Annotated in this window: 16 protein-coding genes and 1 pseudogene; 8 read left to right on the top strand and 9 right to left on the bottom strand. The window is 69.6% G+C overall.

The window, feature by feature from the left end:
* Window positions 1-32: 32 nt before the first annotated feature.
* Together GDIA_RS13630 and GDIA_RS13625 are read right to left on the bottom strand one after the other, a co-directional pair.
* Window positions 33-857 carry an IS5-like element ISGdi2 family transposase gene (locus tag GDIA_RS13630; RefSeq protein ID WP_012553437.1) on the bottom strand — a complete coding sequence of 275 codons (825 nt, stop codon included), beginning with the start codon at window positions 855-857 and terminating at the stop codon, window positions 33-35.
* Between the two features lie 98 nt (window positions 858-955).
* Complete coding sequence (locus tag GDIA_RS13625) at window positions 956-2,299, bottom strand: IS1182-like element ISGdi13 family transposase (protein WP_012223140.1); 1,344 nt, start codon at window positions 2,297-2,299, stop codon at window positions 956-958.
* A 300-nt stretch (window positions 2,300-2,599) separates the two neighbouring features.
* Between GDIA_RS13625 and GDIA_RS19835 the strand changes: the two genes are divergently transcribed.
* Window positions 2,600-4,522, top strand: a complete 1,923-nt coding sequence (locus tag GDIA_RS19835) for a GGDEF domain-containing protein (RefSeq protein ID WP_407635495.1) — start codon at window positions 2,600-2,602, stop codon at window positions 4,520-4,522.
* Here GDIA_RS19835 and GDIA_RS18755 read toward each other — a convergent pair.
* From GDIA_RS18755 to GDIA_RS13605, 3 genes and pseudogenes are all read right to left on the bottom strand, one after another.
* A pseudogene (locus GDIA_RS18755) lies at window positions 4,413-5,564 on the bottom strand (efflux transporter outer membrane subunit); the annotation flags it as partial. The gene GDIA_RS19835 and the pseudogene GDIA_RS18755 sit on opposite strands and share 110 nt — an antisense overlap.
* A 249-nt stretch (window positions 5,565-5,813) precedes the next feature.
* Entirely contained in the window at window positions 5,814-7,877 is a 2,064-nt protein-coding gene (locus tag GDIA_RS19700; protein WP_162013729.1) for an ABC transporter permease, read from the bottom strand.
* An 8-nt stretch (window positions 7,878-7,885) separates the two neighbouring features.
* Window positions 7,886-8,887, bottom strand: a complete 1,002-nt coding sequence (locus tag GDIA_RS13605; protein WP_244410111.1) for an HlyD family secretion protein — start codon at window positions 8,885-8,887, stop codon at window positions 7,886-7,888.
* Between the two features lie 195 nt (window positions 8,888-9,082).
* Here GDIA_RS13605 and GDIA_RS13600 point away from each other — a divergent pair, with 195 nt between their 5' ends.
* From GDIA_RS13600 to GDIA_RS13590, 3 genes are all read left to right on the top strand, one after another.
* A complete protein-coding gene (locus GDIA_RS13600) occupies window positions 9,083-10,471 on the top strand; it encodes an erythromycin esterase family protein (RefSeq protein ID WP_012554506.1) in 1,389 nt (462 codons plus the stop codon).
* A 1-nt stretch (window position 10,472) separates the two neighbouring features.
* Window positions 10,473-11,171, top strand: coding sequence for a phosphoribosyltransferase (locus GDIA_RS13595; RefSeq protein ID WP_012228634.1), 699 nt, complete (start codon window positions 10,473-10,475; stop codon window positions 11,169-11,171).
* A 121-nt stretch (window positions 11,172-11,292) separates the two neighbouring features.
* Window positions 11,293-11,769: a CBS domain-containing protein gene (locus GDIA_RS13590; RefSeq protein WP_012228633.1), complete on the top strand. Its 477-nt coding sequence runs from the start codon at window positions 11,293-11,295 to the stop codon at window positions 11,767-11,769.
* Between the two features lie 56 nt (window positions 11,770-11,825).
* On the opposite strand, the gene GDIA_RS13585 is transcribed toward GDIA_RS13590, so the two are convergent.
* The 3 genes from GDIA_RS13585 to GDIA_RS13575 form a co-directional block, all read right to left on the bottom strand.
* Entirely contained in the window at window positions 11,826-12,086 is a 261-nt protein-coding gene (locus GDIA_RS13585) for a hypothetical protein (protein WP_012228632.1), read from the bottom strand.
* A 99-nt stretch (window positions 12,087-12,185) separates the two neighbouring features.
* Window positions 12,186-13,001: a sulfite exporter TauE/SafE family protein gene (locus tag GDIA_RS13580; protein WP_012228631.1), complete on the bottom strand. Its 816-nt coding sequence runs from the start codon at window positions 12,999-13,001 to the stop codon at window positions 12,186-12,188.
* Window positions 13,002-13,011: 10 nt separating this feature from the next.
* Window positions 13,012-13,974, bottom strand: a complete 963-nt coding sequence (locus GDIA_RS13575; protein ID WP_012228630.1) for an MBL fold metallo-hydrolase — start codon at window positions 13,972-13,974, stop codon at window positions 13,012-13,014.
* 132 nt (window positions 13,975-14,106) lie between these two features.
* On the opposite strand from GDIA_RS13575, the gene GDIA_RS13570 reads away from it, so the two are divergent.
* Window positions 14,107-14,778, top strand: coding sequence for a peroxiredoxin (locus GDIA_RS13570; RefSeq protein ID WP_043458997.1), 672 nt, complete (start codon window positions 14,107-14,109; stop codon window positions 14,776-14,778).
* Window positions 14,775-15,203, top strand: a complete 429-nt coding sequence (locus tag GDIA_RS13565) for an ArsR/SmtB family transcription factor (protein WP_012228628.1) — start codon at window positions 14,775-14,777, stop codon at window positions 15,201-15,203. Before GDIA_RS13570 ends, GDIA_RS13565 begins: the two co-directional genes overlap by 4 nt.
* Window positions 15,204-15,210: 7 nt before the next feature.
* Here the strand turns inward: GDIA_RS13565 and GDIA_RS13560 are convergent, their stop codons facing one another.
* Window positions 15,211-15,951: a class II aldolase/adducin family protein gene (locus tag GDIA_RS13560; protein ID WP_012228627.1), complete on the bottom strand. Its 741-nt coding sequence runs from the start codon at window positions 15,949-15,951 to the stop codon at window positions 15,211-15,213.
* A gap of 162 nt (window positions 15,952-16,113) precedes the next feature.
* Here GDIA_RS13560 and GDIA_RS13555 point away from each other — a divergent pair, with 162 nt between their 5' ends.
* Window positions 16,114-17,730, top strand: a complete 1,617-nt coding sequence (locus GDIA_RS13555; protein WP_012228626.1) for an ABC transporter substrate-binding protein/permease — start codon at window positions 16,114-16,116, stop codon at window positions 17,728-17,730.
* Entirely contained in the window at window positions 17,727-18,452 is a 726-nt protein-coding gene (locus GDIA_RS13550; protein ID WP_012228625.1) for an amino acid ABC transporter ATP-binding protein, read from the top strand. Before GDIA_RS13555 ends, GDIA_RS13550 begins: the two co-directional genes overlap by 4 nt.
* Window positions 18,453-18,458 lie beyond the last annotated feature (6 nt).

The raw sequence follows: 18,458 nt of genomic DNA, 5'->3' as shown, positions 1-18,458 counted from the left end.
GGAACGCCGTTTATAAGAGCCTGTTTGGAAAGTCATGGATGAGCGTTTCTTCGGGTGAGATTGGCGCCCATGGCGACGAAGATCATGGCCTGTGAGACATCGATGCGACGCTCGTAATCGCGCACGAGGCGTCGCCATCGGGTCATCCATCCGAAGGTTCGCTCCACGACCCAGCGCCGGGGGAGAACCTCAAAGCCTTTCGCTCCGTCCCTGCGACGGATCACCTCGACGACGAAGTCCAGGTAGGCAGCCTTGTCCATCAACTGGAGCCGGTCATAGGCACCGTCCGCGAATAGATGCTTGACCCACGGCCAGCGCTTGCGGATCGCGTCCAGGATCATCTGCGCTCCGGCGCTGTCGGAGATGTCCGCCGGCGTCAGGTTGACCATCAGCAGGCGTCCGTCCGTATCCACGGCGATATGCCGCTTGCGCCCGACAATCTTCTTTCCAGCGTCGTAACCTCTTGTTTTCGCGTGCGGCGCCTTGATGCTCTGGCTGTCGATCACTCCGGCCGAAGGGCTGGCTTCACGGCCCGAGCGCTCCCGGTCAAGCATCAGTTCCACATCATGAATGGTCTGGAACAGGAACCGCCGGGCCAATTCCCTGAACCAACCATAGACCGTACGCCAATGCCCGAAATGGATCGGCAGCATTCGCCAGCCGCAGCCGGATCGAACCAGGTAACGAACCGCGTTGATCACCTCGCGGAATTCGATCTCGCGCGGACGCCCCGTGCGTCCCGGCTCGGGCATCAGTGGCGCGATGCGCGCCCATTCCTCCTCCGTCATATCAGACGGATAACGCTTCGTCTTGCGGGTAATCCTGGCCATGCGGCCTCTCTGCTCTGGCGTCCACATCCAGAGCTTGAATCACACTTCAGCGACTTTCCAAACAGGCTCTAACAGGCTGTCGGATTGGGCGCTGCCGTAGTGATGAGTGATGGCGACGACGGCGTTTATGCGGCCGTCAGTCGCGTGATCCTACGGCAATTATATGCGAGGGCGACGAGCGTCCATTCTGTTGCGACGTTGGGGAGGCCACGGAGATGGAAACGGGTGAAGCCCATGGCGCTCTTGATGATACCGAAGACCGGTTCGACGGTCTGCTTGCGTAAGGCGTAAAGGGCTTTTGCCGGGTTCTGTTGCAGCCTGGCCTTCATTTCCAGGCGCCAGGGCTCGGTGATCCGGCGCGGCTCCCTGGGTGGCGGTTCTGGCCGGAAGTCATAAGGGCGCCGATTCACAGGGCGTCCGATGGCGACCAGCGGGTCCACGCCGCTGGCCTGCAACGTTTCGACGGCTTTGCCGCTGGCGAAACCCGTGTCGGCGAGGACGGTTCGTGGCAGGCCGATCCTCTCCTCCATACCCAGGATGGTGGCGGCGAAGCTGGGCGCGTCCGCCGTCGTCGCAACGACGCCATTTTCCAAGATCAACTGGCTGCCCTCGGCACAAACCACGGCCTGGGCATTGTAGGCTTGCCGGTATTCATGCGCGTCGGAGCGGCGCATCAGCTTGCTGTCCGGATCGGTCAGGTTGATCTGCCGGTCTGGTGGCGGTTCATCGTCCGGTTCTTTCGGCGGCCGACCGCGCCGTCCCCGCTTCGCATCAAAAGCTGCCTTCTTGCGCTCATATTCTGGTCGGGCGGTCTTGGCCTGCTCGCGGGCTTCCGCCTCCAGTCGCGCACAGGCTTCATCCAGCTTTGCCTTCAGAGCCTCCCGCCGGGCCAGTTCCTCCGGCAACGCCTGATGATCCACATCGGTTGTATCCGCCGCCTCTGCCCGTTCCATCAGGGTGGAGATATCGGTGGCCAGTTTCTCGCGCAGCTCTTTCGCGCGATCATAACGAATGGAACGGTATTTCGAGGCATTGGCATCGATCTTCGTGCCGTCGATCGACACCGTGCCAAGCCGCACCAGTCCCGTCTCGCGTGCCAGCAGGAGTACATGCATGAACGCTGCCTCGATCGCCGTGCGGTTGCCGCGCCGGAACGTCGCGATCGTGTCATGGTCAGGATGCAGGTTCGCCGCCACAAAGCGCATACCGATATCACGATATGTCGCCCGTTCGATCCGACGCGATGAGAACACGCCGTTCGCATAGGCGTAAATCAGCAGCGCCAGCATCAGGCGCGGATGATACTGCGCCTTGCCGCCAGTCCGCACAGGAACGGAAAATGCCCTCAACGGCACCCGCTCTACCGCCGCCACGATGAAATGCGCCACATCGTCCGACGGCAGCCATGACTTCAGATCCGGCGGCAGAAGATACGGCTGCGATCGATCAAACGGAATGAAGCTGCTCATCCTGAAAGCTTACCGCAGATCGCCAGAGCCAGGTACCCCAACCCGACAGCCTGCTAAAGAGCCTCGATGCCGCCCAAGCATTAGTGAATATTAATACTTGATCCATCATAATTCTCTCCGCGAGAATGAATTATTTTGTAAATTGACTTCTCGGCCTCATAAAATATATTTCATACATATCAGCAGGGTACGAGGCCGATTTCAGCCGGTTGGCCCCGGGATTTTAAGATTCGGTTAAAACTCTCGCCTCATCCAGGCGCTGTCGCGTTACCGATATCTGGCAGCCGCCGGCATCATACCATGACCCCCGTTACTGGAGGCGAATTGCACCGTCGATTCTGGAGGGGCGGCCGCCTGTGGGTTGGCGGCGCCATCACCATTCTGTTGTCCACCACGATGGCCACCGTCATCCTGGTCCATGCCCGTGATAATTTCATGCATACTCGGCAGGACGTGGCGGGCCTGGAGGGGTTTCGCCCGGTCCTGGACGCCGCCAGCCTCATCAGTGCCGAACGGGCCCCTTCCACCATGCTGATGGCGGACGAAACCGCCCCGGCCCGCGACAGGCTGCGCGCCGCGCGCGCCGCCACCGACCAGGCCCTGGCACACGCCGCCGGCACCGTGTCGTCCGCCGCCCTGCAGGAGACCCTGCGGCAGTTGGAGCAGGCCCGGAACCTGGTCGATCGGGCCGCCGAGCGGCCGGACCGGTATGACGGCGTCCAGGGCGCGATCGATGCGCTGTTCGCCGCAGACGATGCCTACTGGGCGATGATGATACGGCAGTCCGCCACGCTCATCGGCTCCGATCCCCGGCTGGCCGCCCCGATCCGGCATGCGCTGATCCTGTGCGGCCTGCGCGACAATGCCGGGCGACTGGGTTCGGTGATGCTGGCACCGCTGATCGCACAGACCCCGATGCCGCCGCGCAACGTCTCGGCCAGCGACCGGCTGGCGGGCCGCATGGCCGTGGAATGGCAGTTGCTGGAACTCAATCCCAGCGTTGCGGATCATGGACCGCGCCTCGCCGCGCTGCGGCAGGATGCCGAGCGGGCGTTCTTCGACGACGGGCAGCCCCTGGTGGCCCGGATCATCGCCGAGGGCACCCAGGGCACGCCCTATACGCAGACGGCCGTCGCCTTCGCCGACCGGTATGCCCGGACGCTGGCGCCGCTGGAAACCTGGCGGACGAACGACCTGGACATCGTCCTGTCCGACTTCAGGCGCAAGGCGCGGCACGCCTTCGACATGCTCTGGATCATCAGCGGCGCGACGCTGACCGTCACCGGCCTGATCGCCGGCGGGGTGCTGCTGGTGCATCTGCGGGTGCTGGCCCCCCTGCTGGAAGCCAGCGAGGCCGTCGTGGACCTGGGCCACGACGAACCCCTCCGCCTGCCCCGAAGGCATCGCGGCAGCCGGGAACTGCAGCCGCTGTACGAAGCCCTGGAGATCCTGGACGCCAGGCTGCGCGAACGCGCGGCCCAGACCCAGGCCCTGAAGCGTCAGGCCGAAACCGACGAACTGACCCAGCTCCTCAACCGGCGGGCGCTCCAGATCCTGGCGAAACCGAGGCTGGAGATCTCGGAAGCGGACGAACGCGCGTTTCTGATCCTGCTGGACATCGACCATTTCAAATCCATCAACGACCGGCACGGCCATACCGAAGGCGACCGGGTGCTGGTCGCGGTCGCCGCCGCCCTGCGCGAGCAGGTGCGGCCGGACGACCTGGTCGCGCGCTTCGGCGGCGAGGAATTCGCCATCCTGATCCGCGCGCACACCCAGATGACCGCCCTGTCCATGGCGCATCGCCTGCGCCGGCGCCTGGGCAGCCTCAAGGTCATCTCCGCCCAGAATGTCCGCATTCCCGTCACCGCCAGTTTCGGCGTCGCGGCCGGCGACAATCTGACATGGCGCCAGTTGGTGGCGAAGGCGGACGTCGCGCTGTACGCCGCCAAGCGGGCGGGCCGCAACACCGTCCGCCTGGCCGAACATGATGCCGAACCGGCCGACGAAGGCACGGCGTTACGGGAGGATTCTAGTCCCCGGCCTCCGGCCAGCCGCCGCCCGTCGCCTTGCACAGCGCCACCACATCCAGCAGCACCGCCAGCCGCGCCTGGATGTCGTCCTGCCCCGCGCCACCCAGCTCGGCCCGCGCATCCAGCACCGCCAGCGCATCGCCGGTCCCGTCGCGATAGCGGGTTCGGGCCAGGGCCAGCCGGTCGGTGACGCTGGCCATCGCCGCGCGGTCGCTCTCGCGCGCCGCGCCGTCCGTGCGCAGCGCGACCAGCGCATCCTCCACCTCGCCCAGCGCATCCAGCACGCGCTGGCGATAGGCCAGGGCGGCCTCCTGCTGCCGGGCACGGGCCAGCCGGATCGCGGCCCGCAGCCGCCCGCCCTGGAACAGCGGCAGCGAAATCGCGGGGCCGAACTGGTAGAACGTGTTGCCCCAGTCCGCCAGGCTGCCCAGCGTCAGCGTGCGCTGGCCGACCTGCCCGGACAGCGTGATGTCGGGATAAAGCTGCGCCACCGCCGCGCCGATCCCGGCGGTGGCGGCATGCAGGTCGGCCTCGGCCGCGCGGATGTCCGGCCGCAGCCGTGCCAGCGCCGCCGGCAGCACCACCGGCACGCGCGGCGGCGGGTCCGGCAGCGGACGGACCGCGACAAGCGGGCCGTCCAGTGCCCCCGGCGGCTGCCCGGTCAGGATGGCCAGCCGGTTCAGCGCCTGCCCCGCCTGCCGCTGGAATCCGGCCGCCTGCCCCTGCGCCCGCACCAGCGCCGCGCGGGCCAGGTCGACATCCGTGCCGTCCGCCAGCCCCAGCCGGCGCTGGAACGCCCGCAGCACCACCGCCCGCGCCCGCGCCGCCGCCACCTCGCCCGCCAGGTCCAGCAGCGCCTGGGCCGCCCGCCATTGCAGATAGGCCCGCACCACGTCGCCCTGCAGCGTCAGCCGCGCATCGCCCTGCCGGGCGACCTGCGCCGCCACCTGCGCGTGTGCCTGTTCCACCGACCGCCGCACCCGGCCGAACAGGTCCAGTTCCCACGATGCGTCGAACCCGACCTGATACAGGTCCGTCCCCTGCGTCAGGCCGCCGATCCCGACCAGGAACGCCGGCTGCCCCGTGCCGCTGCCCGCCCCCCCCCAGCACCGAGAACAATCCCGCCTCGCCCAGCCGCTCGCGCGTATAGCGCGCCGAGGCCCCCAGTTCCGGCAGGCCGGCGGCACGCTGGGCGGCCTCCTGCTCCCGCGCCTGGACGACGCGCGCCGCATTTTCCTCAAAGCCCGGATTGCCCGCCATCGCCCGCGCCACCAGCGCGTCCAGCACCGGGTCGCGGAACATCCGCCACCAGAGCGGATCGGGCCGCGCCACCGGCGCGACACCCCCGCCATGCGCCGACACGTCATGCCACGCCGCCGGCATATCGGCGCGCGGCGCGTGGAAGGCCGGCCCGACCGTGCAGCCCCCCACCCAGACCCAGGCGAGGCCCGCGACCCACCCCGCCCGGACCGCCCGGCGCATCAATCCAGCGTTTCCCGATAGAAGCGCACGGCGACCGCGACCGTGCAGAGCGTGAACAGTACGATCGGCCACAGGTCGGGCAGGATCTCCGCCAGCCCGTTTCCCTTCAGCAGCACCCCGCGCACGATGCGCATGGCATGCGTCGTGGGCATCACCTCGCCGATCACGCGCGCCCAGCGCGGCATGCCCTGGAAGGGAAAGACGAAGCCCGACAGCAGCATGAACGGCAGCATGGTGAACTGCACCATCTGCTGCGCCTGCATCTGGTTGGCCGCCAGCGTGGAATAGGTGATCCCCAGGGCCAGGTTGCTGGCGATGAACACCCCCAGCACCCCGAACAGCAGCAGGATCGACCCCTGCACCGGCAGGTGCAGCAGCAGCACCGCGATCAGCAGGATGACCAGCACCTGCAGGTAGCCGATGCCGATATAGGGCGCGATCTTCGCCAGCATGACCTCGACCGGGCGCACCGGCATGGCCAGCAGGTTTTCCATCGTCCCGCGCTCGCGCTCGCGCGTGATGGCCAGCGTGGTCAGCATCAGCGTGGACATCATCAGCACGACGCAGATCAGCCCGGGCACCACGTTCAGCACCGTCAACTGCTCGGGGTTGTAGCGGGTATGGACCACGAAGCGGAACGGCGCCGGCGCCGGCGCCGCCACACCCCGCCTGACCGGCGGCAGGTCGCGCGCCAGCACGTCGCCCAGGCCGGACAGCGCGGCGGTGGCGTATCCCACCGCCGTCGGGTCGGTGCCGTCGGTATCGACCAGGACCGACGGCGCCTCGCCCCGATCGACCGCGCGGTCGAAGCCCGGCGGGATGTTGACGACGAACAGCAGCCGCCCTTCCGCGATATCCGCCTCCGCCTCGGCTTCCGACCCGACAAGGCGGGTCCGGTAATAGCCGGTATTGCGCAGCGCGGCGACGATGGTGCGTTCGTAGCGCGACGGCTGCGCCATCAGCACCCCGGTCGGCAGATCGTGCGGGTTGGAATTGATGGCGTACCCGAAGATCAGCAACTGCATCACCGGCAGCGCGATGATCAGCCGCAGGGTCATCGGGTCGCGCCGCACCTGCAGCCATTCCTTGCGCAGCAGCGCGCGCAGCCGGCGGGCGGACAACATGGCCATCACCCCTCCTCCTGGCCCAGCAGATGGATGAACACGTCCTCCAGCCGGGGCGGCACCTCCTGCCACGCCAGCCCGCCCCCCCTGCGCGCGGATGGCGTCCTCCAGCCGCGCGCGGTCCATCCCCGCGACATGCAGCGCCCGGCCGAAGACCGTCGCGGCCTCGACCCCGGGCGCCGCGCGCAGCCGCCCCACCGCGTCCTCGACCCCGTCGCCGGTTCCCTCGAACGTCACCAGCCCGACACGGGCCAGCAGCTCCCCGGCGCTGCCCTGCACGACGATGCGCCCGCCGGCCAGGTAGACCACGCGGGCGCAGCGCTCGGCCTCGTCCATGTAATGGGTGGACACCAGCACCGTCAGGCCGCCGCCGGCCATGTCGTGGATCAGGTCCCAGAACGCGCGCCGCGCCCGCGCGTCCACCCCCGCCGTCGGCTCGTCCAGCAGCAGCAGCGCCGGCCGGTGCAGCACGCAGGCCGTCAGCGCCAGCCGCTGCTTCCATCCGCCCGACAGCTGGCCGGCCAACTGGCCGGACCGGCCGCGCAGTTCCATGCGGTCCAGCATGGCATCGACCGCGCCGCGCGGGTCCGACAGTTCATAGATCCCGGCGACGAGTTCCAGGTTCTCGCGCACCGTCAGGTCCTCGTACAGGCTGAAGCGCTGCGTCATGTAGCCGACCTGCCGGCGGATGCGCGGCGCATCGCGGATGATGTCCAGCCCCAGGCAGGTCCCGCGCCCCGCGTCAGGCACCAGCAGCCCGCACAGCATGCGGATGGTCGTGGTCTTGCCGCTGCCGTTCGCGCCCAGGAAGCCGCAGATCTCGCCCCACGCCACGCGCAGGTTCAGCCCGTCGACCACGCGCTGCGTCCCGAAATCCTTGCGCAGGTCCCGCACGTCGATGACGTACTCCCCAGTCTCTTCGGGTTTCGGTCCGTTCATCGCGCCGTTCATCGCGCGGGCGCCCATGCCGGGCTGACCGTCACCGGCTGGCCGGGATTCAGCATCCCCGCCTGGTCGGCACGCGGTCGCGCCTGGACCAGGTAGACCAGCTTGGCCCGGCTCTGGTCGCTGAAGATCAGCGGCGGCGTGTATTCGGCACGCGGTGCGATGAAATCCACCTGTCCCTCCAGCCCCGGCGGGCAGCCGTCACAGGCCAGCCCCACCCGGTCGCCCGGGTGGATGCGCGCCAGCATCCCCTCCGGCACGAACAGGCGGATGACGATATGGTCCGGCGGCAACAGCGAAATGACGGGCGTTCCGGCATCCAGCACCTCGCCCGGCCAGGCCAGAATATCGGCGATGACGCCCGCATCGGGCGCCACGACGTGCCGCTGCGCCAGCCGCCAGTCCATGATCGCCAGCGCCGCGCGCGCCGCCCCCGCCGTCGCCGCCTGCGCGCGGATCTGCTCCATCCGGCCGGTGGGGGCCTGCGCCTGGTCCAGCGCGGCGCGCAGCCCCGCGACGCGCGCCTCGGCCGAGCGCCAGGCGGCACGGGCCGCGTCGCGCGCCTGCAACGTCGCGGCGCCCGCCGGGGCCGCCGCCTCCAGCCGGCGCAGGTCGGCCCGCGCACGGTCGCGCGTCGCCTCGGCATCCGCCAGGTTGGACGCCGCCTGGCGGATCTCGGTGTCGCGGGCGGGGCCCTGCAGGTTCGCCAACTGGCGTGCGCCTTCCTCGGCCTGGCGCACCGCCTGGTCGCGCGCCGCGTGCTCGGCCACGTCGTCCTGGTCGAACAGCGGCTGCCCCACCCGTACCCGGTCGCCCCGCGCGACGCGCAGCCCGGTCAGCAGCCCGGCCTGCGTCGGGCCGATCCGCACGAAATCCGCATCGACATACCCCTGCCACGCCACCGGCACGGCCTGCCGCGACCACGCCCACCACAGGGCGGCCGCCAGCAGCAGCAGCACCGCCGCCCCGGCCACGCCGGCCCGGCGCATGCCCGCGCGCGTCACCGCGTTTCCAGCGCCCCGACCATCGCCCGACCTTTCGCGCATGCCTCAGGCCGCGATAACAGCGCGCCCGCCGCCGCGTCGCGGCCTCAGCGGAATTTTATCGTGACCAGAGGGATTTTTTCGAACGCCCCTGCTGAAAACACGCCCGATGCGTCACGACATCATATGGCGCGACACCGTGATGGGACAACGCCCATGACCCACGCACCGCCCAGCCATACCCCCGCCCGGAACGGGCAGCCGACCATCCCTCCGGCGATGATCGAAACCCTGCGCGGCAACGCCACCCCCCTGCCCGCCCCCGAACTGGCCCCCGGAGGGGTATCGGACCAGCCCGACGCGTTCGACCGCTTCGGCGCCGCCCGCGTCGTCCTGCTGGGCGAGGCCACGCACGGCACGTCGGATTTCTACCGCGCCCGCGCCGCCATCACCCGCCGGCTGGTGGAACGCCACGGCTTCACCATCGTCGCGGCCGAGGCCGACTGGCCCGACGGCGCGCGGATCGACGATTACGTGCGCCATCACGCCCCCCGCCCGTGGCGCGGCCCCGCCTTCTCGCGCTTTCCCGGCTGGATGTGGCGCAACGAGGACGTTGCCGCCTTCGTGCACTGGCTGCACCACCACAATGCCGGCCTGCCCGAACACCGCCGGGTTTCGTTCCATGGGCTGGATATCTACAGCCTGGGCGAATCCATCCACGCCGTGCTGTCCTACCTGGACCGGGTGGACCCGCCGGCGGCCGCGGCGGCCCGCGCGCGCTACGGCCGGCTGACCCCGTGGCAGGACGACCCCGCCCGCTACGGCCGCGCCGTCATGCAGTACGGCCAGGACAGTTGCGAGGACGCGGTGGTGGCGCAGTTGCGCGACCTGCTGGCGCGGCGCCTGCACGACGTGCGCCACAACCATGACGGCGGCGCGTCCGGCGGCAACGGCGCGGCCTGGTTCGACGCGGTGCAGAACGCCCGCATCGTCCGCGCCGCCGAGCAATATTACCGCGTGATGTATCGCGGCAGCACCGAAAGCTGGAACCTGCGCGACCGGCACATGTTCGGCACCGTCCAGGCGCTGCTGGCCCATCGCGGCGACGCGGCCAAGATCGTGATCTGGGCCCATAATTCCCATATCGGCAACGCCGCCGCCACCGCCATGGGCTGGGCCGGCCAGTTCAATATCGGCGAACTGTGCCGCATGGCCCATGGCGACGAGGCCGTGCTGATCGGCCTGGGCACCGATCGCGGCACCGTCGCCGCCGCCAGTGAATGGGATGGCGAAATGGAGGTCATGACGGTGCGCCCCGCGCGGACCGACAGCTACGAACACGCCTTCCTGCTGGCCGGCCTGCCGCGCGCCCTGTTCGACTGGCGCGACAACCGCCCATTGCGCGAGGCCGTGCGCGGCCCGTGGCGCGAACGCGCGATCGGCGTGATCTATCGGCCCGACAGCGAACTCGGCAGCCACTATTTCGAGGCCACGCTGGCCGACCAGTTCGATGCGTGGGTCTGGCTGGAAAAGACCAAGGCCGTCACGCCGCTGAACCACGCCGCGCCGCATGGCGCGCCGGAAACCTGGCCGTTCGGTCTGTAGGATGTACGACAACCTCACCCCGTTTCGCGACAGGCAGGAAGCCGGGCAGGCCCTGGCCGCCGCGCTGATGCCCCTGCTGCCCGGACCGGCGCTGTCCGCAGGGACGTTGCCCGGACAGGCCCCCGCGCGGCCGCTGATCCTGGCCCTGCCGCGCGGGGGCGTGCCGGTGGCCGCCGAAATCGCCCGCGCGCTGGGGGGCGAACTGGACGTGCTGTACGTGCGCAAGATCGGCATGCCGGGGCATGAGGAATACGGCCTGGGCGCGGTGGTGGACGGCGCGCAGCCCCGGCTTGTGCTGGACGAGGCCGCCATTCGCGCCGCCGGCGTCCCCCGCGCGGATATCGTGGCGCAGACGCAGCGCCAACTGACCGAGATCGCCCGCCAGCGCCGCGCCTACGGCCAGGGGCGCCGGCCAGTGCCCGTGACCGGCCGGATCGTGGTCGTGGTCGATGACGGGATCGCCACCGGCGGTACCATGCGTGCGGCGCTGCGGGCCCTGCGGGCCAACCACCCGGCCGCCCTGATCGCCGCCGTCCCCGTCGCCCCGCCGGACACCCTCGCCGCCCTGGCGGAGGAATGCGACCGCATCGTCTGCCTGCGCCAGCCCGAACCCTTCCTGGCGGTCGGCGCGCATTACCGTCATTTCGACCAGGTCAGCGACGATACGGTCCGCGATGCGCTGGCGCAGGGGGCGCCCTGAACCCGGCTCCTGCTCCGTTGATCACGGCCACCCCTTGCAGGGGCGAAAGCCGATGGCATGTATTATGCGTGACCTCACAACGCGCCAGGACGAAGCGCGGACGCAACGAGGAGAACATCCCATGATCATTCCCGTTCTGCATATCCTCAACAGCAAGGGCTCGGCCGTCATCACCGTCCGCCCGGACGAAGCGGTGACGGCGATCGCGCACCTGCTGACCCACAACCGGATCGGCGCGGTGCCGGTCGTGGACGGAACCGGCCATGTCGTGGGCCTGGTCTCGGAACGTTCGATCGTCGGGGCACTGGCCCGGCACGGCGCCGAAATCGACCGCCTGTGCGCGTCGGACATCATGACGCACGACGTCCCGACCGCCCGGCGGTCCGAGGACATCCTGTCGGTCGCGCGCAAGATGACCCGCAGCCACAGCCGCCACGTTCCGGTCCTGGACGATGCCGGCCACCTGGTGGGGCTGGTCAGCATCGGCGACATCGTGAAGCTGCGGCTGGAACAGGCCGAACTGATGGCCCGGGAAATGCAGTCCTACATCATGCAGGAAGGATACGGGGCGGTCGCACCCCGCCCCTTCGCGTCCTGAGGCACGGCCCCTGCCCGGCCCCCGCGCGGGGCCGGGCAGGGGCAGCGCCCGATCGATCAGGCATACGTATCCAGCAGGGACGCCGCATCGCCCGTGCCGCCGCTGGCCGTCTGGGACCCGCCGCCGGTCGTGGTCTGGGACACGATGACGCCCTGCGCATTGGTCACGGTCACGGTCGTGGTCCCGTCCGCGTTGATCGTGGTGGTCGTCGTGTCGGTGCTGGAAGATGTACCGGTGGAACCGCCCGAGGACGACGCCGAGGGCGAAAGCTGCGACGATGCGTCGGCCGACGAAATGGTGCTGTTGAGGGAGATCATGAGGCACGCTCCATATTGAATATCACCGGAAACCGGCCCGAGATCCCGAATAGCGTCGACCCCGGCTTCCACGATACTGCGCGGGCTTCCCGCGTCCCGTCAAAGACGTTTTGGTGTATTTTCGTTACCGACGCCCGCGACGATGGAATACCAGCCCCGCCAGATCATATAGAAGGCGACCACGAAGATAACGCAGGCGAAAACCCGCGCCAGCGCGCCCCGCGACCCGGCCAGCCGCCGCGCCGCCCGGGTGCCCCCCAGGCTGCCCGCCACCCCGCCGGCCACGAACAGGCCCGCCAGCGGCCAGTCCACCAGGCCCGACAGGGCATAGCTGGCGGTGGTGCTGAACCCGAACACCGCCACCGCGACCAGCGACGTGCCCACCGCGTTCAGGATCGGCATGCCGGTCGAGGCCATCAGGCCGGGCACGATCAGGAATCCGCCCCCGATGCCGAAGAAGCCGGACAGCAGCCCGGTGGCCAGCCCGGTCCCCGCGATCCGCCCGGCATTGTCGCGGGTGCAGGTGGCGTCCGGGTCGCCCGCCCCGTCCCGGCCGCGCAGCATCAGCACGCCGACCCCCACCATCAGCACCGCGAAGGCCAGCAGCAGGCGCTGCCCGCCCACGATCTTGCCGGCATGCGCGCCCAGCAGCGCGCCCAGCACCCCGGCGGCGGCGAAAACGGCGGCACAGCGCCAGCGGACGGTATGCGCCCGCGCGTGGCTGGCCAGCCCCGCCAGCGCGTTCACCGCCACCGCGGCGGCGCTGGTGCCGATGGCGACATGCGCGTCGCGCAGCCCGACCAGATAGACCATCAGCGGCACGGCCAGGATCGACCCGCCCCCGCCGACCAGCCCCAGCGTGAACCCGACCAGCACGCCCGAGGCCACCCCAAGCCCCGCCTGGACAGGATTCATCGGCGCCGCCCTACAGCGTGTCCAGCGGGATCTTGATATAGCGGGTACCGTTGGATTCCGGCTCCGGCAGGCGGCCGCCGCGCATGTTCACCTGCACCGACGGCATGATCAGCCGCGGCAGGTCCAGCGTCGCGTCGCGCGCGGTGCGCATGGCCACGAACGAATCCTCGTCCACGCCGTCATGGACGTGGATATTGCCCGTCCGTTCGGCCCCGACCGTGGTTTCCCACGCGAAGTCCGGCCGCTCCGGCCCCCCGTAATCATGGCACAGGAACAGCCGCGTGGCGTCGGGCAGCGACAGCAGCCGCCGGGTGGACCGGTACAGCGTCCGCGCGTCCCCGCCCGGGAAATCGGCCCGCGCCGTCCCGAAATCCGGCATGAACAGCGTATCGCCGATAAAGGCCGCATCCCCGATCACGAACGCCATGTCGGCCGGGGTATGGCCGGGCACATGCAGCGCGATCGCGTCGATCTGTCCCAGGCGGAACGTGTCGCCATCGGTGAACAGGCGGTCGAACTGCGACCCGTCGCGGGCGAACGCCGTCCCGGCATTGAAGATCTTGCCGAATACCGCCTGCACCCGGACGATCTCCGCCCCGATGCCCAGCGCGCCCCCGACCTGGCCCTGCAGCCACGGCGCGGCCGACAGATGGTCGGCATGCACGTGGGTTTCCAGTTGCCACGCCACCTCCAGCCCCTCGGCCCGCAGATAGGCCAGCACCGCCGCCGCCGAGTCATGCCCGGTCCGGCCGGATGCCGGATCGTAATCCAGCACGCTGTCGACGACCGCGGCCTGCCGCGTCGCGGGGTCGTGCACCACATGGGTGGCGGTGAAGGTCGCGGGGTCGAAGAAGCTGCGCACCACGGGCGCCCCCGGCCGGCCCGACCAGGCGGCAACCTGCCGCGCCGCCGCCTCCCGCGCCGGATCGCCCGGGGGAATGGCGGAAGCGGCGGATGTGGGATCGGTGGTCATGGTCGTGCCCTTTCCGGTTCTCCCCGGCATCGGCCTGCGGCGTGTCGGGCGCGGTTCACTTTCGCACTTTCATAATTTGTGTATTTCATGTTTGGTATTGCGTCAAGCCGCACGGGATGCAAGAGCCGCCTCATGTCCGACACGCCATCGCCTGCCCTGTCCATTGGGAGTCCTTCCTTGGGGGGCCCCTCCATCGTGCGGATCGGCGATGCCGCGCCCGATTTCCAGGCCCGCACCACCCAGGGCCCGGTCCGGCTCAGCGACTATCGCGGGCGGTGGCTGGTCCTGTTCTCGCACCCTGCCGATTTCACGCCGGTCTGCACCAGCGAATTCGTGGCCCTGGCCCGCGCGGCGGACCGCTTCGCGGCGCTGGACTGCGCGCTGCTGGGCCTGTCGGTGGACAGCCTGCACGCCCACCTGGCCTGGATCGACGCCATCCGCGCCCGCTTCGGCGTCACCATCCCCTTCCCGGTGATCGAGGACCCGACGATGGCGGTCGGCCGTGCCTACGGCATGCTGGATGCCGCCGCCCGCGACAGCGCCACGGTGCGCGCGACCTATTTCATCGACCCGGCGGGCATCGTGCGCGCCACCACCAGCTATCCGGTGTCCACCGGCCGGTCGGTGGCCGAAATGCTGCGGCTGGTCGCCGCCCTGCAGCGCGCGGCGGTGGGCGACGTCCTGACGCCGGAAGGCTGGGAACCCGGCGCGGACATCGTCCTGCCCACCATCGCCACGGCGGACGACATGGCCGCCGCCGGTCCGTCCTGGTTCTGCCGCATCACGCCGGACCCGCAGGCATGACCGCCCGCCCGCTGACGCGCCCGGCGGCCGAACGGCTGGCCGACCGGCTGCGCCCGCTGGCCCAGCCCCAGCGGCTGATGATCCTGTCGCTGCTGCTGGCCGGCGAACACACGGTGGGCGAGATCGAAACCCGCACCGGTATCGGCCAGCCGGCACTCAGCCAGCAACTGGCCGAACTGCGCCGGTCCGGCCTGGTCACGACCCGCCGCGCCGCGCGGCAGGTCCATTACCGCATCGCGGACACGGCCGGCCTGCGCCAGACCCGCGCCATCCTGACCCTGTTCGGCGACGACGCCCCGCAAATCCGGGCCGAGGCGCCGGCCGACCCTGTCCCGGCTACTCCCTCACCAGCCACTCCGTCACGGGCCGCCCCGCCGCCCGACGGCGCGGCCCGTTTCGTCCATATCCTGGCGCCCGGGACCTGACCGGCTCCTATTCCACGTAATCCGGCTGTTCGCGGTCCAGCTTGCGGCGCAACGCCCGCCAGACCAGTTCCCCCTTGTCTTCCTCGGCGGCGAACTGCGCCTGGGCCCGTGCGATCCGCTCGGCCGAGGGCACATGCAGCGGAACGCCGGTCGATTGCGCGGCGATCTGGATGCGGCACGCCTGCTCCAGGTAATAGATGCGATAGAACGTCTCGGCCACGGTGCGCCCGACCGTCAGCAGGCCGTGATTCTGCAGGATCATCGCATTGCGCGTCCCCAGGTCGCGGACCAGCCGCTCGCGCTCGCCCAGATTGTCGTCGGCCGCGATGCCCTCGTAGGCGTGGAAGGCCACGTCCTCGTGGAATTCCATGCTGATCTGGTTCAGCGGCAGGATGCCCTCCTGCTGCGCCGCGACCGCCATGCCGGCCAGCGTGTGGGTGTGCATGACGCAGGCGGCGTCGGCCCGGCTGCGATGGACGGCGGAATGGATCACGAACCCCGCCGGGTTGACCGGCTGGGACGTCGGCTGCGTCGGCAGGCCGTCGGCATCGACCACCACCAGCGAACTGGCGGTGATTTCCTCGAACAGATAGCCGTACGGGTTGACCAGGAACCGATGGTCCGGCCCCGGCAGGCGCACCGACAGGTGGGTATAGACCATGTCGGTCATGTCGAAGATGGCCAGCAGGCGATAGGCGGCGGCCAGATCCTCGCGCAACGCCTGCTCGGCGGCCTGGATGGTATCCATGATGGAACTCCGGTGAATGGCAACAGGGAGGATGGGGGCACGGTTCGAGGCTTCGCCCGCCCTCGTTGCAGATTAAACATGATTCGCCCAAAGTGAAGTTCAGCGATCACGACAGCAAGCCGGGGAATGGCGTGATATGCAGCATACCCCCACAGACGAAGGATGCCCCGTTTGCCCGGCAGCCGGCATGGCGAACCACCCCGCCCCGCTTCACCCCGCCCCCCGATGGCCAGGCTGCTGGCCGGATTCCTGGTCCTGCTGCTGGCCGGGCTGGGCGCGGCATTCGGCCCGGTCGCCCCGCCGGCCCGGGCGCAGACCCCGCCCCGCCCCGCCTTCGCCGCCGACGGCACGCTGACCGTCTGCACCAACCCCACCCTGCCGCCCATGAGCTTCATGGGCGGCGCCGCGGGCGGCGACATGGTGGGCGAGGATATCGATGTCGGCCGTGCGCTGGGCGCGTACTGGCACGTGCCCGTCACCTTCGTGTCGATGGATTTCGTGGGCCTGTTCCCCAGCCTGGCCGCCGGGCGCTGCGGCATCGTCATCAGCGGCGTGCTGCGCCAGCAGGCGCGCGAGGCCCGGTTCGACGCCGTGCCCTACCAGCCCACCGCGCTGGTGGTGGTGGCGCGCGCCGGCACCGCCCGCGTGGCCTCGATGGCCGCCCTGTCGGGCAAGGTGCTGGCGGTGCAGTCGGGCACCAGCTACGCGGCGCGCGTCGCCCAGGAAAATACCGCCCTGGCCGCCGCCGGCCGCCCGCCCATCATCATCCAGCAATACCCGACCGAGGACGAGGTCGTGCAGCAGGTGCTGATCGGCCGCGCCTTCGCCTTCGTCAGCCAGGATGTCGAACTGTATTTCCGCCAGGCCCAGCTGCACGGCAAGGTCGCGGTGATCGTCCAGCCCGACTACCCGGAATACCGCGATTTCGCGATCTACATGCGCAAGGACGCGCAGGACCGCGCCCGGTTGCAGGACGCCGTCACCGCGCTGCGCGACAGCGGGCAGATGGCGCAGATCCGGCAACGCTGGCAGATCACGCCGGCCGCCGCCGCCGCGGTCCAGGGCGCGGACGGCCCGGCCGGCGGCTTCGACGCGCGCGTCTTCCTCTCGGCCCTCGCCTCGCCCGCCTTCCTGCGCGGGGCGGGGGTCACGCTGGTCATGGCGGTGCTGTCGCACATGACGGCGATCGTGATCGCCATCCCGATGGCGCTGGTGCTGAACGGCCGCGACGGGCTGCTGAAATCCGGCGTGCGCGCCTATGTCGCGCTGTTCCGCGCCGCGCCGACCCTGCTGCAACTGCTGTTCGTGTGGAACGCGCTGCCGCAGTTCCTTCCCGTCTTCCGCGAGGCCTGGTTCACCCCCTTCCTGGCGGCCTGGATCTCGCTGTCGATCAACGAGGCCGCGTACCAGGTCGAAATCAACCGCGCGGCGCTGCAGGCCATCGATCCCGGGCAGGCCCTGGCCGGCGACGCGCTGGGCATGACGCGGATGCAGGTGTACCGCCACGTCATCTTTCCCCAGGCGCTGCGCATCGCCCTGCCGCCGACGATCAACGAATTCATCAGCCTGATCAAGACGACGTCGCTCGCCTCGGTGATCTCGCTGCAGGAATTGCTGGCGGTGACGCAGATCAACGTGGCGCGCACCTTCGCCTTCACCGAATATTACGCGGCGGCGCTGGTCTATTACCTGCTGATCGTATTCTTCTTCCTCGGGCTCCAGCGCCGCATCGAACGCCGCTTCGCCTGGGCCGATCGCCTGGGGGCCGACCGCCGATGATCACGGTCCAGAACCTCCAGAAATCCTATGGCGGCTTCCAGGTCCTGCACAACGTCTCCCTGACGGTCGCGCGGGGCGAGAAGATCGCGATCCTGGGCCCGTCCGGTTCGGGCAAATCGACGCTGGTCCGCTGCTTCAACCGCATCGAACCCCACGATGCCGGCACGATCGTCATCGACGGCACCCGCGTCGACCAGACGATCGAACTGACGCGCCTGCGCTGCATGGTCGGGCTGGTGTTCCAGAACTACAACCTGTTCCCGCATCTCAGCGTGCTCGAAAACTGCACCCTCTCGCCCCGCGTGGTGAAGAAGATCGCCCGCGCCGAGGCCGAGGACCTGGCGATGAATTTCCTGCATCGCGTGAACATCGCCGACCAGGCCGGCAAATATCCGATCCAGCTCTCCGGCGGCCAGCAGCAGCGCGTGGCCATCGCCCGCGCGCTGTGCATGCAGCCCTCGGTGATGCTGTTCGACGAACCGACGGCAGCGCTGGACCCGGAAGCGGTGTCCGGCGTGGTCGACATCATCGACGGACTGGCCGCCGACGCCATCACCACCCTGTGCGTGACCCACGACATGGGCTTCGCCCGCCGCATCGCCGACCGCATCCTGTTCATGGATCGCGGCCGCATCCTGGAAGACGCCCCGCCCGAAACCTTCTTCACCCAGCCCCGAACCGACCGCGCCCGCGAATTCCTCAGCCAGATGCTGCGCTACTGAGAGCCT

This window comes from Gluconacetobacter diazotrophicus PA1 5 (assembly GCF_000021325.1).
Lineage (GTDB): Bacteria > Pseudomonadota > Alphaproteobacteria > Acetobacterales > Acetobacteraceae > Gluconacetobacter > Gluconacetobacter diazotrophicus.
Note: the sequence above shows the minus strand (reverse complement) of the source record. Positions and strands in the feature narration are given on the sequence as shown.

Bases quoted from the DNA above. Each gene is read 5' to 3' on its own strand.
- GDIA_RS19700 (WP_162013729.1), bottom strand. From the start codon at position 7,877: ATGAACGGACCGAAACCCGAAGAGACTGGGGAGTACGTCATCGACGTG.
- GDIA_RS13570 (WP_043458997.1), top strand. From the start codon at position 14,107: ATGTCCGACACGCCATCGCCTGCCCTGTCCATTGGGAGTCCTTCCTTG.
- GDIA_RS13550 (WP_012228625.1), top strand. From the start codon at position 17,727: ATGATCACGGTCCAGAACCTCCAGAAATCCTATGGCGGCTTCCAGGTC.
- GDIA_RS13600 (WP_012554506.1), top strand. From the start codon at position 9,083: ATGACCCACGCACCGCCCAGCCATACCCCCGCCCGGAACGGGCAGCCG.
- GDIA_RS13560 (WP_012228627.1), bottom strand. From the start codon at position 15,951: ATGGATACCATCCAGGCCGCCGAGCAGGCGTTGCGCGAGGATCTGGCC.
- GDIA_RS13625 (WP_012223140.1), bottom strand. From the start codon at position 2,299: ATGAGCAGCTTCATTCCGTTTGATCGATCGCAGCCGTATCTTCTGCCG.
- GDIA_RS13595 (WP_012228634.1), top strand. From the start codon at position 10,473: ATGTACGACAACCTCACCCCGTTTCGCGACAGGCAGGAAGCCGGGCAG.
- GDIA_RS13575 (WP_012228630.1), bottom strand. From the start codon at position 13,974: ATGACCACCGATCCCACATCCGCCGCTTCCGCCATTCCCCCGGGCGAT.
- GDIA_RS13585 (WP_012228632.1), bottom strand. From the start codon at position 12,086: ATGATCTCCCTCAACAGCACCATTTCGTCGGCCGACGCATCGTCGCAG.
- GDIA_RS13590 (WP_012228633.1), top strand. From the start codon at position 11,293: ATGATCATTCCCGTTCTGCATATCCTCAACAGCAAGGGCTCGGCCGTC.
- GDIA_RS13580 (WP_012228631.1), bottom strand. From the start codon at position 13,001: ATGAATCCTGTCCAGGCGGGGCTTGGGGTGGCCTCGGGCGTGCTGGTC.
- GDIA_RS13630 (WP_012553437.1), bottom strand. From the start codon at position 857: ATGTGGACGCCAGAGCAGAGAGGCCGCATGGCCAGGATTACCCGCAAG.
- GDIA_RS19835 (WP_407635495.1), top strand. From the start codon at position 2,600: ATGACCCCCGTTACTGGAGGCGAATTGCACCGTCGATTCTGGAGGGGC.
- GDIA_RS13555 (WP_012228626.1), top strand. From the start codon at position 16,114: ATGCCCCGTTTGCCCGGCAGCCGGCATGGCGAACCACCCCGCCCCGCT.
- GDIA_RS13565 (WP_012228628.1), top strand. From the start codon at position 14,775: ATGACCGCCCGCCCGCTGACGCGCCCGGCGGCCGAACGGCTGGCCGAC.